We start from the raw sequence: 14507 nt of genomic DNA on the forward strand, positions 1-14507 counted from the left end.
GTGCGTCGGCTCGGCTTCCTCAGCCATCCAGCCACTCCGCCGAGATCACGCCGCGATGCCCGTCGGGTGCCAGCGCGGCGCGATAGGCTTCCAGTAGCGGGGCTAACCCTTGCGTGAAGGCGTAGGGCGGATTGATGATGAATAGCCCCGCGCCGTTGTAAATGCCGGGCTGTTCGGCGTCGTACAGCCAATGCTCGATCACCAGGAATTTGGCGATGCCGAGCCGGCGCAGCTGCTGCTTCCAGCGCAAGTGGGTCTCGCGATTCTTGAGCGGATACCAGATGGCCGTCACCCCGTGAGCCCATTTGCGCTGCGCGGCGGCGAGGGTGTCGGTGATGCGCTCGCGTTCGTCGGTCTGCTCGTAGGGCGGGTCGACCACCACGACCCCGCGAGGCGTCCGGGTCGGCAGCACCGCCAGCCACAACTCGTAGGCATCGCGCTGATGCACCGCGGCGGGCAGGCCACGCATCGAGGCACGCAGGGCAGCGATGTCCTCGGGATGCTTTTCGTTGAGGATCAGGAAGTCCTGCAGGCGAAGCAACTGCGCCAATACCTGCGGAGAGCCGGGGTAGAGACGCGGCTCGGTCCCTTCGTTGACTGCCCTGACGGCCGCGCGATAGTCGTCGAGCAGGGGGTTGCTGTCGGCGAAGGCCCGTACGACGCCTTGCGTCGCCTCGCCGGTGCGCTGGGCCCTGTCATCTTCGAGATCGTACAGCCCGCAACCGGCGTGGGTATCGATCAGCGTCAGCGCGCCCGGCTTTTGCTGGAGCGCGCGAACGAGGGCGATCAGCAGGCCGTGCTTGACGACATCGGCGCTGTTTCCGGCGTGGAAGGAGTGGCGATAGTTCATTGGTGTCCAGATCGGTGCTGTTGTGCCTGCGGGCGGAGATGCGGACCTAGACGGCGATTTCCTCGAACTGGCCCGGGGCGATGTTGGCGACGGTCCAGTCGCCGATCGACCAGCGGACCAGCCGCAGGGTAGGCAAGCCGACCGCCGCCGTCATTCGCCGGACTTGCCGGTTGCGCCCTTCGCGAAGCGTGATCTTCAGCCAGTTGTCGGGGATCGACAGGCGCCGGCGGATCGGCGGGTCGCGCGGCCACAACTCGGGTTCGTCGATGCGCGCGACGTCGGCCGGGCGGGTCATGCCGTCATTGAGCTCGACGCCCTGGCGCAGACGCTCCAGCGCCGGCTCCTGCGGATCGCCTTCCACTTGCACGAGATAGGTCTTGGACAGCTTGAAACGCGGATCGGCAATGCGCGCCTGCAATTGCCCATCGTCGCACAGCAGCAACAGACCCTCGCTGTCGCGGTCGAGCCGTCCGGCGGGGTAGACGCCTTTCACCGCGATGAAGTCCGACAGGGTCGAACGAAGCGTCGGCGATCCGCGATCGGTGAATTGCGAAAGCACTCCATAGGGTTTGTTGAATAGCAGCAACCGGGCCATCGGCCGTGCATATCGCCCGATCGCGGCAAAGTCTTCTGACCTGCGCTGCGGCGATTCGTGGCCAGTGCCATGGCCGAGGTCGTGAAAAGTGGCGCGCCCGGCAGGACTCGAACCTGCGACCACGAGCTTAGAAGGCACGTGCTCTATCCAGCTGAGCTACGGGCGCGTTGGGTCGTCGCTAGGGCCACGAGCGACCGGGCTCAAGCATTCATCTTTCATTCACCGCGCGAGTCGCGTATTACCTAGGCAAGACAGGGGTGTTTATGCGCGTTTTTCTCAGCCTGCCGCTCGCTTTCCTGGCGTTAACCGCGACTCCCGCTGAAGCGGCCAAGATCCTGATCCTGACCGACCCGATGACGCTGGAACGGCGGATGGTGGTGATCGAGGAGCCGGGGCCCGACCGCATCTTCCTGTGCGCGATGCCGCCCGCGGTGGCCGGCTGCAAGGACGTCACCCCCAAGGCGCGCTAAGCGGCCGCCAGAGCGCCAACCAGGCTCTCGAATAACCGCCGCCCATCCTCGTTGCCATGCGCCGGCTCCGCCGCCCGTTCGGGATGCGGCATCATGCCGAGCACGTTGCCCCGCTCGTTGACCAAGCCGGCGATATCGTTGGCCGAGCCATTCACCGTGCAGGCGTAGCGAAAGACGACCTGGCCATTCCCCTCGACTCGAGCGAGCGTCTCGGCATCGGCCTGGTAGTTGCCGTCATGGTGGGCGACCGGAATGCGAATTGCCTCGCCCTCGGCATAGGCGCTGGTGAACGAGGTGCGGTTGTTGACGACGGTGAGATCAGAGTCGCGGCAAACGAAGGTCAGGTTGGCATTGCGCATCAGCGCGCCGGGCAGCAGCCCCGCCTCAGTGAGCACCTGGAAGCCGTTGCAGATGCCGAGCACCGGGCGACCCTTGGCCGCTTCCTCGACCACCGCCCGCATGATCGGCGAACGTGCCGCCATCGCGCCGGAGCGTAGGTAATCGCCGTAGGAGAAGCCGCCGGGAACGCCGACCAGGTCGAGTGCGGGGGGAAGCGCGGTCTCGCGGTGCCAGACCATCTCGGGCCTGTTGCCGGTCGCGCGTTCCAGCGCCACGGCGAGGTCGCGGTCGCAGTTGGAGCCGGGGAAGACCAGAACCGCAGTGCGCATCAGCCGAGCCGCTCGATGCGGAAATTCTCGATCACCGTGTTGGCGAGGAGGTTGCGGCACATGTCCTCGATCGCGGCGTCGTCGGTGCCTTCGTCGAGGTCGAGTTCGATCAGCTTGCCCGCGCGCACGTCGTTGACGCCGCCGAAGCCGAGACCCTCCAGCGCATGGTGGATCGCCTTGCCCTGGGGATCGAGCACGCCCGGCTTCAACGTCACCAGAACCCGCGCCTTCATGGCCTTCTCCCGCCTGATCAAAGGTGTTTTGACAAGGCGCCTATGGACAAGGGATAAGACTCTAGCAAGCATTGCAGGGGAGACTGCCGCAGTCGCCATTCTCGGCTGCCGGCAAGGGGAGCGTGTCCATGTCCTATCTCGCGACTGCCATCTTCCTTGGCCTGTTCCTGGTCGGGCCAACCTATTTCGGTTGGCAGGACCCAGCCGGGAAAGTGAGCATCGCGCTGGTGACCACCTTCCTGCTGGGCGCCGTGGCCGGCTACAAGGCCAAGGGCTGACGCGCCGGGGCGCTAGAGCCAGCCCTGCTGTTCGTACCAGGCGACGGTGGAAGCCAGGCCGGCAGGCGTCGGTATCTGCGGGTGCCACAGCGCGGCGTCGGGTCGCCGGGCCGGGTCGACCGTCCAATCGGGATGGCAGAAATAAGCGGCGCGGTCGGGCGTGAGCTTGGCCTTACCGCGGCGCATCAGGCCGTCGATCCGCGCGCCGAGACGCACCAGGCCGGCCGGGACGGAGAGCGACAGGGTGCGCCGATCCTGCGCGGCGGCGAGCGCGTCGGCGAATTCGCGGTGGGTCCAGCCGCCCTCGCGGCCGTCGTCAGGCTCGACGACCAGCTTGGTTGGCGCATCGGCGGCGGCAAGCGCCAGCAGCAATCGCGACAGGTCGTCGACATGGATCAGGCTGATTCGGCCCTTGGGCGGAAGCGGGACCAGCCCCAGCCGCGCGGCCTTGAACAGCTCCAGCGTCTCGCGGTCGCCAGGCCCGTAGACGGCGGGCGGCCGGACGATCGCCCAATCGAGACCGCTGCGCTGCACCAGCTCCTCGCTGCGGGCCTTGGACGCGCCGTAGAGCGACAGCTTGGGCTCACGCGCGGCGAGGCTGGAGACATGGACGAAGCGGTGGACGCCGGACGCGGTGGCGGCGGCAAGCAGGCCCAGTGTGCCGGTGACGTTGCCCTTTTCGAACCCGGCAGCGTCGGGGGCGCTGATCACCCCGGCGACGTGGATCACCGCGTCGGCATGCTCGACCAGCCGCTGCAATGCGAGGCGATTGTCGAGCGCGCCCTGCACCCAGGTGACGCCGCGGCGCTCGTTCTGCGAGCGACGCGTGAGCGCTATCACCTCATGCCCCTGCTCGACCGCAAGGCTCAGCAGGCGGTTGCCGACGAAGCCGGTACCGCCGGTGATGGCGAGCTTCACAGCGGCGACCAGGCCTTTGCTTCGGCGTCTTCGTCGCCGGACAGGGCCGCCCCCTCGTCGTCGTGGTTATCGGGGTTATCGAGGTGCGCCGAGAGGGCGTCGAGGACTTCCTCAAGCCCGGTTTCACCGGCCGCCGACAGCGCGAGCACCCGCAGGCCGCTCGCCTCGGTCAGTTCGGCGGTCAGCGCCTCGACCAGCTCGGCGTCGATGGTGTCGACTTTGTTGAGGGCCAGCACCACCGGTTTGTCCTCCAGCCCGGCGCCGTAATTGTCGAGCTCGTCGCGGACGATCCGGTAGCTGGTGGCAACGTCCGCGTCTTGACAGTCGATCAGGTGCAGGAGGACGCGGGTGCGCTCGATATGGCCCAGGAAACGGTCGCCGATGCCGGCGCCTTCGGCCGCGCCCTCGATCAGGCCCGGGATGTCGGCGACCACGAACTCACGGTCGCGGTAGCGGACCACGCCGAGCTGCGGGCGCAGCGTGGTGAAGGCATAGGCGCCGACCTTGGCGTCGGCGTTGGTGACGGCGTTGATGAAGGTCGATTTGCCTGCGTTGGGAAGGCCGACCAGCCCGACATCGGCCAGCAGCTTCAGCCGCAGCCAGACGTACATCTCCTCGCCCGCCCAGCCCTTCTGGTGCTGGCGCGGGGCGCGGTTGGTCGAGGATTTGTAGGTCGCATTGCCGCGCCCGCCGTCGCCGCCCTTGAGGAAGACAAGGCGTTCCCCGACTGTGGTGAGGTCGGCGAGCAGGGTCCGCTCCTCGTCGTCGGCGAGGATCTGGGTTCCGACCGGCACCTTGATCACGAGATCGTCGCCATAGGCGCCGAACCGGTTGGAGCCCGAGCCGCCCTTGCCGCGGGGGGCCCGGAAGTGCTGGGTATAGCGGAAGTCGATCAGGGTGTTGAGGCCGGGCACCGCTTCGAACACGATGTCCCCGCCCTTGCCGCCGTTGCCGCCGTCCGGTCCGCCATATTCGATATATTTCTCGCGCCGGAAGGAGACCGCGCCGGGGCCGCCCGCGCCCGAACGGACGAAGATCTTGGCCTGGTCAAGGAAATGCATGGCGGCCCCTTAGAGGCTCGGGCGAAAAAATCCTAATGACGTCCACTTCGTCCACTGGTTCGAAAATGGCCTGCTGGAGCCGAAAACGTATACCGGAAGATGGTGGCGCGGGACAGCCTTGCAACCTTTCCGCGCCTATGAGACGTTACATTGTCACATTGCCAGGAGGTGCAGCATGGCCAGCATGAGCGTTCCCGTCCCGTCCGCCGCCGAGCCGATGATGGAGCTGAACACCACGCCGCTGATCGACATCATGCTGGTGCTGCTGATCATGTTCATCATCACCATTCCGCCGCAAAGCCACGCGGTGAAGCTGGACCTGCCGAACGATCGCGTAGACGTCGCGCCTGATCCCTTGCGCAACAAGGTGGTGGTGACCGAGCGCGGCGGGCTGCTGTTCAACGGGGCGCCGGTTACCGCGCCCGAGCTGAGCGGCCTGTTCGAGCGGATGGCGCAATTGCCGAGGATGCCCGAACTGCAGCTCCAGCCTGCCGCGATGGCTCCGTACGGCGCGGTCGACGAGGTACTGGTTCGCGCCAAGAAAGCCGATCTCACCCGCCTAGGGTTCGTCGGTAACGAGGCCTATCAGGGCCTCTGAGCGGTCGGCAGGGGCGCGCTAGCCCTTGCGGGCGCTGGCGAGGAAGCGGCGGGCGGTGTCGCGAACAGCTTCGTCGTCGCCGGTGCCGTCCTTGGCCGGATCGCCGAGGTGGTCGATGCTGTCTTCGATCCGGTCGATCAGGCCGGGATGCTGGGCTTCGACGTGGCGGACCACCTGGAACAGGATATGCTCGGCCGCCATTTCACGCTGGCGGGCCTGGACGGCGCTGTCGGACGGGCGGGATTCGGCGTCGATCATGGTCTGCTCCGGCTTCTAGGGGTTGCCGGGCGAGCGCTCGGGACCCCTTGCCGGTTCCGCTAGGCGAGCAGCCGCCACAGTCCCCAGCCGCTGGTCACGATCAGCACCGCGCCGACCAGCACCAGCAGTTTGTCCGCCTCGACCCGCTTGGCGACGATTGCGCCCAGCGGTGCGGCTGCCACACCGCCGATCAGCAGGCCGATGATCGCCACGCTGAACGCTTCCCACCCCAGCGTCAGGAGGAAGGTGGCGGAAATGGTCAAGGTGAGGAAGAATTCGGCGGTGTTGACGGTGCCGATGGTGGTCCGCGGCGCCGAGCCCTGGACCATCAGGTTGGAAGTGACGATCGGTCCCCAACCGCCGCCGCCCGCGGCATCGAGGAAGCCTCCGACCAGCCCGATCGGGGCGACGATGCGCGGCCGCTTGAGAACATGGGTATGGGTCCAGCCGCGCCAGAAGATGTAGAGTCCGAGCGCCATCAGATAGGCGAGGACGAAGGGGCGGGCGGCCTCGGCGTGGATGTTGCTGAGCACATAGGCGCCGAGCACGCCGCCGATCACGCCGGGCACAACGATGCGGGCGAAGAGCTTCCAGTCGACGTTGCGGTGGGCGACGTGACTGACCGCGCTGATCCCGGTGGTGAAGGTCTCCGCGGTGTGGACCCCGGCGCTGGCCACCGCCGGGGGCACGCCCATGCCGACCAGCAGGGTCGAGCTGATCGTCCCATAGGCCATGCCCAGCGCGCCATCGACCAGCTGCGCGGCGAAGCCGATCAGGATGAACGGGAGGAGGACCGACGGGTCGGCGGCAAGCTCGGCTATAATCGGCGTCGACCTTTCCCCTATTAACGGCGCCCCCATGCACGGGAGCGGCGGGTGCGCCTAGAGGGCAGCGGCGTGCCTGCCTTTGCAACCGAGGCGGGAGGACATACATTCACGCCGAACAGTCACGTCCCGGGGACCCGAGCTTGCGTTTCGCCCTTCTTGATTACCTCGACAGCGTGAAGGAGCGGGACCCCGCCGCGCGCAGCCGGTGGGACGTCATCCTCTATCCGGGCGCCTGGGCGCTGCTGTACCACCGCGCCGCGCACTGGCTGTGGGGTGGGCGGCTGTTCTGGCTGGCGCGACTGGTCAATCACTGGAGCCGGATGGTGACGGGGATCGATATCCACCCCGGCGCGACCATCGGCCGCAATTTCTTCATCGACCATGGCTTCACCGTAATCGGCGAAACTGCGCTGATCGGTGACAACGTCACCATCTACCAGAACGTCACGTTGGGCGGGACCAATCCTTCGACCGGGATCGGCGGCAAGCGCCATCCGACGCTAGAGGACGGCGTGGTGATCGGATCAGGCGCGCAGGTGCTGGGGCCGATCGTGGTCGGCGAAGGCGGCCGAGTCGGGGCCAATGCGGTGGTGACCAAGGACGTGCTGCCGCGGACCACAGTGGTCGGCATCCCGGCGCGGCCGGTGCCGGTCGACCTGGTCCACTACAGCCCGGGCTTCATCCCCTATGGCACGCCGTGCGGCGAGGACGTCGACCCGTTGCGCGCCCGGCTGACCACGCTGGAAGAGGAACTGGCCGAGCTTCGAGCCGAACTGAAGTCGCTCCGGACGCGAGGGGAAGCATTGCCGGAGAGCAAGGCTTCGTGAGCAGCGTCACGCCCTTTCCGGTGCGTCCCGACCGGAAAGCCGTCGCCACCTTCGACCGGGTCGAGCTGCAGCGCATCCTCGACCTGTACGGACGGATGGTCGCGGCCGGGCACTGGCGCGATTATGCGATGCAGTTCGCTCCCGACCTCGCCAGCTTCGCCGCCTTCCGCCGCACCGCCGAGCGGCCCGAGATCCGGATCGAGAAACGCCCCTCGCTTCGGCTGAAGCAAGGGGCGTGGGCGTTGGTCGGGGAACATGGCGCCGTGCTCAAGCGGGGCGGGGATCTCGGGGGCATCCTCGCTCCGCTCGAGCGGCGGTTGCTCAGGCTGGTTGAGGACTGAGGCTCGGCAGGTGGCCGCGCAGGCCGCCGGGCAGACGGGATACCACCGCGGCGCGGGCCTGGTGCCAGAAGGCCGACAGCAGCAGCAGCGCCGAACCGATCACCAGCGCCGTCAGCGCGATGTTGAGGCTGACCGCGCCGAACTGCCTGAACAGCTCGTTCAGGGCGAACAGGACATAGGCCAGCGCCGAGACGAGCAAGGCGCGGCGGTCGATCGCCAGCGCGGCGATTCCAAGCACCACATAGATGGCGACCACGATCAGGCCCTCGCCGACCGTCGCGTCGCCGTCGTTCAGGCCGAGCAGGGTGAAGACCGGGTGGACGATCATCGGCGCGGCCAGCAGGTGGAGCCAGAAGGCGACGTCCGAGCGGCGGGTGATGCGCGACGGGTCCGACGAGTCCCAGCGCATGGCGTAAAGGAACACGCCAAGGCCCAGCAGCAGCACGACGCCGAGGAGGATGTTGCCGGTGCTGGGCGTGTCGCCGATGGTGGCGCCGATCAGCGCGACCGCGATGCCGGCGACCGAGGCGGCGCCGGCGGCGACGGTGATCGGGACGCGGAACCGCTTCCAGTGAACGAACGCGGCAAGCGCGCCGGCGGAAGCGGCGGCGGCACCTACCAGCCCGGCGGTCCACGCCTGCTGAGTCGCCTCAAGGTCGTTGTTGACGAACAGCATGATCAGCAGGAAGCCGACGCTCGCCACCGTTCCGCCGACGAAGGCGAGCAGCAGCAGGATCGAGGGCAGCGCCATGCGGCGGCGCGCGGTGAAGAACAACGCCAGGCCCCAGGCCGTGGCGGCTATCAGCGCCGGGGCGATGAAGGAGGGTCCTTCGCCATCGATCACCAGACCGAGGTTCTGGCCGATGCTCTGCCCGATCCAGCCCACCGCGAACAGCAGGATGGCGGCGGCGATCGAGACGAAGATGTCGTTGAACCCGGTGATGAGGCGGAAATGCTCCTCGTCGACGGCCGGCGATTTGCATTGCCCGTCGACGAAGGCCCGGAGCGACGTCGCCGCTTCGGGCGTGATCGCGCCGGACGCGACCGCGTCGTCGAGATCGTTCTGGCTGTACATAGAAACACCTCCCTGTTGCCACGAAGGCTACAGGGAGGTGTCCTATTGTGTCAATACACTAGACTGGTGCTTGCCGAAGCAGGCGGCCGGGCCCTAGCGGCAGACGTAGCGCTTGCGGCTACGCTCGACTTGACGGCCGAGCAGCGCACCGGCGGCGGCACCGACGATCGTGCCGGTGGCACGGCTGCCCTGGGTGTCGATCGCGCGCCCGATTAGGGCACCGCCGGCGGCGCCGACGAGCAGGCCGGTGGTGCCGTTGTTACGGCGGCAGCGCTGGCGGCCCTGGCCGTCGTACCAGGTCTTGCCGTTGTAATAGCGCTGGGCCTCGGCCGGCGCGGCCACAGTCAGCGTGGCGGCGGGAACGGTAAGGCCGGCGGCGGCAACCGCCATCATCATGGTCCGCATCATGTTTCTCCTGTTTCTCGTTGCGGTTTCGCTAGAACCTGTCTGGACGTGTCAACCTGAACGGCTGGGCAACGGTTGACACGATTAAGCGAAGAATAAGCAGTTAACGGCGAAACGAGTTTTAAGGTTCGACGAGGCGAGGCAATCGATGTGCAATCTCTATTCTATGACCGCGTCGGTCGACGAGATGAAGAAGCTGTTCGGCCCGTTCGAGGGCGAGCGCGACAACCTTCCAACCTTCGACGAAATCTATCCCGGCAAGCCGGCGCCGGTGCTTCGCCGGGCCGAGGGCGGGGCGCTCAGGCTCGAGATCATGGAATGGGGTTTTCCAGGGCCGGCCGCGGCCAGGGGGCGGCCGGTGACCAACATCCGCAACCTCGCCAGCCCGTTCTGGCGCAGCGCGCTCAATCGCACCGACCGGCGCTGCGTGGTGCCGGTCACCCGCTTCTGCGAGTGGGAAGGGGAGAAGGGATCCAAGCGCAAGGTGTGGTTCGGGCTGCACGAGGAGCATGACCCGCTGTTCGCCTTCGCCGGTCTATGGCGGCCGGGCGAGGGCGGGGTGCCCTATATGGCGTTCCTGACCTGCGATCCGAACGAGGTGGTAGGGGCGGTCCATCCCAAGGCGATGCCGGTGATGCTGCGCGCGAGCGATGTCCCGACCTGGCTCGATTCGGAAACCGCAACCGCCTGCGCGCTTGCGGTGCCCTACGCGGACGCCGATATGCGACGTCTGCCGTAACGGAAAACAGGGACAAGCCATGGCCAAGGACAAGAAATCGACCAAACCGCGCAAGGGCGACGAGATCGAAGCGGTGAAGCCGAAGAAGGCCAAGGCCGAAAAGGTCAAGAAGCCGGGCAAGGTCAAGAAGAGCGACGGCAATGGCGGTACCCGCGCGCATCCGCTGGAAGCGTTGTCGAAGCTGGCCGATCATCCCCTGGTGTCCGAACTGCTCGCCGCCGGCGCGCTGGCCGCGGTTGCCGCCATCGCCGAAGCAGGCTCGCGCAATCCGACCGCGGTGAAGTCGGCTGATAGCGCCAAGAAAGCCGGCAAGGCTGCCGCCGCCGCGATCGGTGCGCGCCTGCTGAAGGAATTCAACGCCGGCAAGAAGACCGTCGAGGGCACGGCGACCAAGACGCAGAAGTAAGGCGGCGCTTCAGGCTTGCAACAGGGTGAGGCAGGCCGGGCCTGTGGCGCGCGCGGTGTCGAGGCGGAGGGTGCCGGGATCGACCGCCGCGCCCTTGGCGGTTTCGATCGCCAGCCAGCCGCCCGGCGCAAGCCACCCGGCCGCCTCGACCGCGGCGCGCACCGCATCGCCCGATCCTGCCGCATAAGGCGGATCGGCGAACACCAAGTCGAACGGGGTCGCGACAGGAGGCAGCTCGAGGGCTGAGCCGGCGAGCAGCTTCACTTCGATGCCCAGCGTCGCGGCATTGGCGAGGATGGTCTTGCGCGCCGCCGGATCGGTCTCGACCAGCACGACGCTGGCCGCGCCGCGCGACAGAGCTTCGAAGGCCAGGGCCCCGCTGCCGGCGAACAGGTCGGCGACCACGAGATCCTCGAAGCTGCCGAGCCGGCTGGCCAGCATGGAGAATAATGTCTCGCGCGTGCGGTCGGCGGTGGGCCTGGTGGACGGCGTGGGCGGAGCGGCGATGACCCGGCTCCGCCATTTGCCGGCAATGATCCTCATTGCTCGGTACTAGCGCTCCCGACTGCGTTAGTCCCGAGCGAAGTCGAGGGACGGATGCCTCGACTTCGCTCGGCCCAAGCGCCGTAGGGTGCTTCGCGGCTCAGTACTTGACCCGGGTGGTCTTGATGCCGGTCTTGGCGAGATAGTCCTGGACGCTGTCCTTGCCCGCCAGATGGCCGGCACCGACCGCCACGAACACCGTGCCCGGCGTCTTCATCCGGTTCTCGATCCACTGGGCCCAGGTCTGGTTACGGCCGGTCAGCAGAAGCTGGTGCATCGCCGGGCTCTGCGTCTGCATCTCGTTCATCATCGCGGCGAGGCCATCGGCATCGCCATTGTTCCACGCCTTGGTCATGGTGGCGAAGGTCTTTTCCATGTCGCCGAAGGTGGCGGCGGTATATTCGAGCATCTTCACCTGCTCGGCCTCAGGCAGCTTGTCGAACAGCTGCATCTGGAACTCGAGCGTCTCGAGCTGGTCGATCGGCTTGCCGTCCTTCTTGGCGGCGGCGGTGATCAGCGCCTCAGCGCCCTGTTCGCCGGTCTTCCCAACCTTCTGCATGCCGAGCGCGGCCAGCACCATCGAAGCGGCGAACGGCTTCATCGGCTCAACCATCGCGGTCGATCCGCCGACGCTGGCCAGTGCCGTGGCGAGATCCTTCTTGCCCTTTTCGCTGAGCTTGGAAGTAAGCGGCTTGCCGTCGGTCGCGACCCAATATTTCTGGACCAGCGGCGCCATCTCGGCCGGGTTCTCGGGCTTCACGACCTCGAGGTAGACCTTGCCCGAACGATCGTAGGCCGCCTTGACCTCGTCATTGAACCAATCGGTTTTGCCGTCGAGGGCGTGAAAGGTGCCGAACAGGTAGACGGTGGTGTCGGCATCTTTGACCACCCACAGGGCGGGATCGGTGTCGGGCAGCTTGGCGGCCGGCGCCGGCGCCGGGGCGGGCGCGGCGGTCTGGGCCACGGTCGGCGAGGCAAGGCCGAGGGCGGAGCCGAGTAGGATCGAACGGAACAGCTTGAACATGGTGGTTTCTCCCTTGGATTGATGGATGGTGGTGGAGGTCAGCGGTATTTGAGCCAGGCCCAGACCGCGAAGTTGATGACGAAGGCGGAAAGCATGATCAGCATGACGCTGCCGATGCCGATCGGGCCGACCAGTCCCCCGCGTTCGAGCAGCCAGACGGCGGGCAAGGCGAGCGCCAAGAAATAGAAGGCGAGGCTGTTGGCCCACAGGTAAGCCTGCTGCTCATGGTCATCGATCGAGCGGTGATAGATGACCAGCGTGCCGGCCAGAGTCACGACCATGGCGAGGGCCGCAATAACGGCGAAGCGAGAGTCGATCGGTCCGTTGCTGAACAGCGAGGTGCCGGGCTGACCATCGCCAGCGAAGCCGATCAGCACACCAATCGGCATTCCCGCCGCGAACAGGACCCACATCATCTTGCTGTAGCGCCGCTCATAGGCACTGCGCCCGGGGCGCCGCCAATGCGCGCTGAGCTTCCAGCAGGCCCAGCCGAGGGCGGCGGCAGCGATCACTGCGACTGCAAGTAGCATGGCACCGCGCGGCTTGAGCAGGCCCTGTTCGAACGAGGCGACCCCGATCCCGGCCACCAGGCCAATGCTGAACACCAGCGCGATCGACGTCAGCACAAGCAGGACGAGCCGGACCGGCAGGGACAGGCGCGAGGGCGCGTCGGCGGTGACGGTGGCGGCGGCAAGCTCGGTCATTGGTGGTCCTCATCGGAGAAGATCTGCTCGATCGGCTGGCCGAACAGCCGGGCAAGCTTGAATGCGAGGGGAAGCGACGGGTCGTATTTGCCGGTCTCGATCGCGTTCACCGCCTGGCGGGAAACGTCGAGGTGCGAGGCGAGCTCGGCCTGGCTCCAGCCCCGCTCGGCGCGCAGGACGCGGAGGCGGTTGTTCATTCGTCCTCCTCGTCGATGTCGTCGCCACCGACGGCGGGCGACCAGACCAGGAAGGTGGCCGGAAGGATTAGGATCGCGAGCATGCCCCCGGTGCACAGCTGCTGCCAGGCATCGGCGGTGGCCGGCATCGGCAGATCAAGGTCGACCGCGAGAAAGGCATAGACCGCCGCGGCACCGACCAGGGCGGACAAGGCGGTGTAGGCCTTGGACATGGCCGACAGCCGCAGGCCAAGCTGGAATTCGTCAAGCTTCTCGCGCCGGCGGCCGACCACGATACTGGCCAGGGTCGAGCTTGCCACCGCCACCATCGCCGTCAGCGCGGCAATCTTCAGGAGGCCTCCCACGAAACCCGCGGCGGTGTCGGCCTGGCCCGGGGCTAGCTTGAGAAGGACGCCGGCGGGATAGGCGACGAGCGCGACGACGGTCAGGATCCGCAGCGAGCGCGTCGACAGGTCGAGCATCGTGTCGCGGGGGTTGGGGCGGGGCCGATACGTCATGGAAAGCCTGTCAAGTTGAGCTGACTTGGTGTCAGGTCTACTTTACTATGGCGGGTCGCGGGCGATGTCAAGCGACCCCGACAAAATGTCGCGGGTGCTTGACGGGGGTCAATTGATCCGGCCGCTGCGGATCCCTACGGCGGCGAGTTTCGCCTGGACGCTGTCGCTTCCGACGAGATGGCCGGTGCCGACCGCGACGAACACCGTTCCGGGTTGATCGAGCCGGCGAGCGATCCACTTCGCCCACGCGGTGTTGCGGTCGGCGAACAGGCGGCGATAGGCTTGCGGCGACTGGGCCCGGACCGCGCCGACCACCGCTTCGATCGGGCTGGAGTCACCGCGGTTCCAGCCGTCGAGCATGGTGCGGAGGTAGGGGGCGAGGGCCTGCTCGGGACGCGCCGCCGGAGCCACCGCGGCGGCGGCGGTCGCGGGCCGGGCGCGCGGGGGCAGCGACTGGTACATGCGCAGCTGCTCGTCGAAGCTTTCGAGGCCGATGATCGGCTTGCCCTCAGCATCAGCAGCGCGCGCCAGCACCATGTCGGCGCCCAAGCGGACGCTGAGCCCGGCCTGCCGGGCTGACTGGACCGTGGCCTTGGCCAGCGACAGGCCTGATCCTTGCGGCGCGGTGTCGGCCTTGGGCGGTTCGGCCGGGATCAGGGTTTCCAGCACCAGGGTCGAACTGGCGTCGAAGGCGCGGCGGACGGCATGGTCGAACCAGTGCGCGCGGCCGTCGTGGGTGTGGATGGTGCCGAACAGGTAGATGGTGGTGTCCGCGTCGCTGACCACCCACAGCGAGGGGCGGGCGCAACTGGCCTCGTCATGGGGCGTGACCAGCGGAAATTCGGGTCGAGCGTGGGAAGGGCTTGCGGTCAGCAGCGTCAGCCCGGTCAGGGCCAGCAGCAGTTGCCGAGCGTGTCGCGCCCAGCCCATCCGATCCATCGACGACCCCCCGGCCCTCATTATAGAGGCGGAGTGTCGCCAGCCTGCGGACAC

Annotated in this window: 23 protein-coding genes and 1 tRNA gene; 7 read left to right on the forward strand and 17 right to left on the reverse strand. The window is 67.3% G+C overall.

The window, feature by feature from the left end; genetic code table 11:
- Positions 1-19 precede the first annotated feature (19 nt).
- From M1K48_RS13835 to M1K48_RS13845, 3 genes are all read right to left on the reverse strand, one after another.
- Entirely contained in the window at positions 20-850 is an 831-nt protein-coding gene (locus tag M1K48_RS13835; RefSeq protein WP_249503771.1) for a 23S rRNA (adenine(2030)-N(6))-methyltransferase RlmJ, read from the reverse strand.
- Positions 851-896: 46 nt separating this feature from the next.
- The gene (locus tag M1K48_RS13840; protein WP_249503772.1) at positions 897-1445 is read right to left on the reverse strand and encodes a pseudouridine synthase; all 549 of its coding nucleotides are present in this window, start codon (positions 1443-1445) and stop codon (positions 897-899) included.
- 89 nt (positions 1446-1534) lie between these two features.
- Positions 1535-1611: transfer RNA gene (locus tag M1K48_RS13845), tRNA-Arg, on the reverse strand.
- 97 nt (positions 1612-1708) lie between these two features.
- Here M1K48_RS13845 and M1K48_RS13850 point away from each other — a divergent pair.
- Positions 1709-1915: a hypothetical protein gene (locus tag M1K48_RS13850; protein ID WP_249503773.1), complete on the forward strand. Its 207-nt coding sequence runs from the start codon at positions 1709-1711 to the stop codon at positions 1913-1915.
- On the opposite strand, the gene purQ is transcribed toward M1K48_RS13850, so the two are convergent.
- Both purQ and purS read right to left on the reverse strand, forming a co-directional pair.
- Positions 1912-2583, reverse strand: a complete 672-nt coding sequence (gene purQ, locus M1K48_RS13855) for a phosphoribosylformylglycinamidine synthase subunit PurQ (protein ID WP_249503774.1) — start codon at positions 2581-2583, stop codon at positions 1912-1914. The genes M1K48_RS13850 and purQ overlap by 4 nt on opposite strands.
- Positions 2583-2816, reverse strand: a complete 234-nt coding sequence (purS, locus tag M1K48_RS13860) for a phosphoribosylformylglycinamidine synthase subunit PurS (RefSeq protein ID WP_249503775.1) — start codon at positions 2814-2816, stop codon at positions 2583-2585. Before purS ends, purQ begins: the two co-directional genes overlap by 1 nt.
- A gap of 128 nt (positions 2817-2944) precedes the next feature.
- Between purS and M1K48_RS13865 the strand changes: the two genes are divergently transcribed.
- On the forward strand, positions 2945-3094 hold the full coding sequence (locus M1K48_RS13865; protein ID WP_249503776.1) for a hypothetical protein: 150 nt from the start codon (positions 2945-2947) through the stop codon (positions 3092-3094).
- Positions 3095-3106: 12 nt separating this feature from the next.
- On the opposite strand, the gene M1K48_RS13870 is transcribed toward M1K48_RS13865, so the two are convergent.
- Entirely contained in the window at positions 3107-4012 is a 906-nt protein-coding gene (locus M1K48_RS13870; protein WP_249503777.1) for an NAD-dependent epimerase/dehydratase family protein, read from the reverse strand.
- Positions 4009-5073, reverse strand: coding sequence for a GTPase ObgE (obgE, locus tag M1K48_RS13875; protein ID WP_249503778.1), 1065 nt, complete (start codon positions 5071-5073; stop codon positions 4009-4011). The genes M1K48_RS13870 and obgE overlap by 4 nt, the downstream gene beginning before the upstream one ends.
- Before the next feature lie 184 nt (positions 5074-5257).
- Between obgE and M1K48_RS13880 the strand changes: the two genes are divergently transcribed.
- The gene (locus M1K48_RS13880) at positions 5258-5671 is read left to right on the forward strand and encodes an ExbD/TolR family protein (RefSeq protein WP_249503779.1); all 414 of its coding nucleotides are present in this window, start codon (positions 5258-5260) and stop codon (positions 5669-5671) included.
- Between the two features lie 18 nt (positions 5672-5689).
- Here M1K48_RS13880 and M1K48_RS13885 read toward each other — a convergent pair whose 3' ends face one another.
- Entirely contained in the window at positions 5690-5929 is a 240-nt protein-coding gene (locus M1K48_RS13885; RefSeq protein WP_249503780.1) for a hypothetical protein, read from the reverse strand.
- Positions 5930-5988: 59 nt separating this feature from the next.
- Complete coding sequence (locus M1K48_RS13890; protein WP_406697380.1) at positions 5989-6753, reverse strand: sulfite exporter TauE/SafE family protein; 765 nt, start codon at positions 6751-6753, stop codon at positions 5989-5991.
- 143 nt (positions 6754-6896) lie between these two features.
- On the opposite strand from M1K48_RS13890, the gene epsC reads away from it, so the two are divergent.
- Complete coding sequence (gene epsC, locus M1K48_RS13895; RefSeq protein WP_249503782.1) at positions 6897-7583, forward strand: serine O-acetyltransferase EpsC; 687 nt, start codon at positions 6897-6899, stop codon at positions 7581-7583.
- A complete protein-coding gene (locus tag M1K48_RS13900; protein ID WP_249503783.1) occupies positions 7580-7924 on the forward strand; it encodes a DUF2794 domain-containing protein in 345 nt (114 codons plus the stop codon). Before epsC ends, M1K48_RS13900 begins: the two co-directional genes overlap by 4 nt.
- Here M1K48_RS13900 and M1K48_RS13905 read toward each other — a convergent pair.
- Positions 7905-8999: a hypothetical protein gene (locus tag M1K48_RS13905; RefSeq protein WP_249503784.1), complete on the reverse strand. Its 1095-nt coding sequence runs from the start codon at positions 8997-8999 to the stop codon at positions 7905-7907. The genes M1K48_RS13900 and M1K48_RS13905 overlap by 20 nt on opposite strands.
- Before the next feature lie 93 nt (positions 9000-9092).
- Complete coding sequence (locus M1K48_RS13910) at positions 9093-9407, reverse strand: glycine zipper 2TM domain-containing protein (RefSeq protein ID WP_406696861.1); 315 nt, start codon at positions 9405-9407, stop codon at positions 9093-9095.
- 145 nt (positions 9408-9552) lie between these two features.
- Between M1K48_RS13910 and M1K48_RS13915 the strand changes: the two genes are divergently transcribed.
- Together M1K48_RS13915 and M1K48_RS13920 are read left to right on the forward strand one after the other, a co-directional pair.
- Positions 9553-10143, forward strand: a complete 591-nt coding sequence (locus tag M1K48_RS13915) for an SOS response-associated peptidase (protein ID WP_257794152.1) — start codon at positions 9553-9555, stop codon at positions 10141-10143.
- A 19-nt stretch (positions 10144-10162) separates the two neighbouring features.
- On the forward strand, positions 10163-10549 hold the full coding sequence (locus M1K48_RS13920; protein ID WP_249503786.1) for a hypothetical protein: 387 nt from the start codon (positions 10163-10165) through the stop codon (positions 10547-10549).
- A gap of 9 nt (positions 10550-10558) precedes the next feature.
- Here M1K48_RS13920 and rsmD read toward each other — a convergent pair whose 3' ends face one another.
- The 6 genes from rsmD to M1K48_RS13950 form a co-directional block, all read right to left on the reverse strand.
- Positions 10559-11092, reverse strand: coding sequence for a 16S rRNA (guanine(966)-N(2))-methyltransferase RsmD (gene rsmD, locus M1K48_RS13925; RefSeq protein WP_249503787.1), 534 nt, complete (start codon positions 11090-11092; stop codon positions 10559-10561).
- A gap of 100 nt (positions 11093-11192) precedes the next feature.
- Positions 11193-12116, reverse strand: a complete 924-nt coding sequence (locus M1K48_RS13930) for a TraB/GumN family protein (RefSeq protein WP_249503788.1) — start codon at positions 12114-12116, stop codon at positions 11193-11195.
- 38 nt (positions 12117-12154) lie between these two features.
- Entirely contained in the window at positions 12155-12820 is a 666-nt protein-coding gene (locus M1K48_RS13935; RefSeq protein WP_249503789.1) for a hypothetical protein, read from the reverse strand.
- A complete protein-coding gene (locus tag M1K48_RS13940) occupies positions 12817-13017 on the reverse strand; it encodes a helix-turn-helix transcriptional regulator (protein WP_249503790.1) in 201 nt (66 codons plus the stop codon). Before M1K48_RS13940 ends, M1K48_RS13935 begins: the two co-directional genes overlap by 4 nt.
- A complete protein-coding gene (locus M1K48_RS13945; RefSeq protein ID WP_249503791.1) occupies positions 13014-13514 on the reverse strand; it encodes a hypothetical protein in 501 nt (166 codons plus the stop codon). Before M1K48_RS13945 ends, M1K48_RS13940 begins: the two co-directional genes overlap by 4 nt.
- Positions 13515-13622: 108 nt before the next feature.
- The gene (locus M1K48_RS13950) at positions 13623-14453 is read right to left on the reverse strand and encodes a TraB/GumN family protein (RefSeq protein ID WP_249503792.1); all 831 of its coding nucleotides are present in this window, start codon (positions 14451-14453) and stop codon (positions 13623-13625) included.
- Between the last annotated feature and the right edge of the window lie 54 nt (positions 14454-14507).

This window comes from Sphingomonas glaciei, assembly GCF_023380025.1.
Classification (GTDB): domain Bacteria; phylum Pseudomonadota; class Alphaproteobacteria; order Sphingomonadales; family Sphingomonadaceae; genus Sphingomicrobium; species Sphingomicrobium glaciei.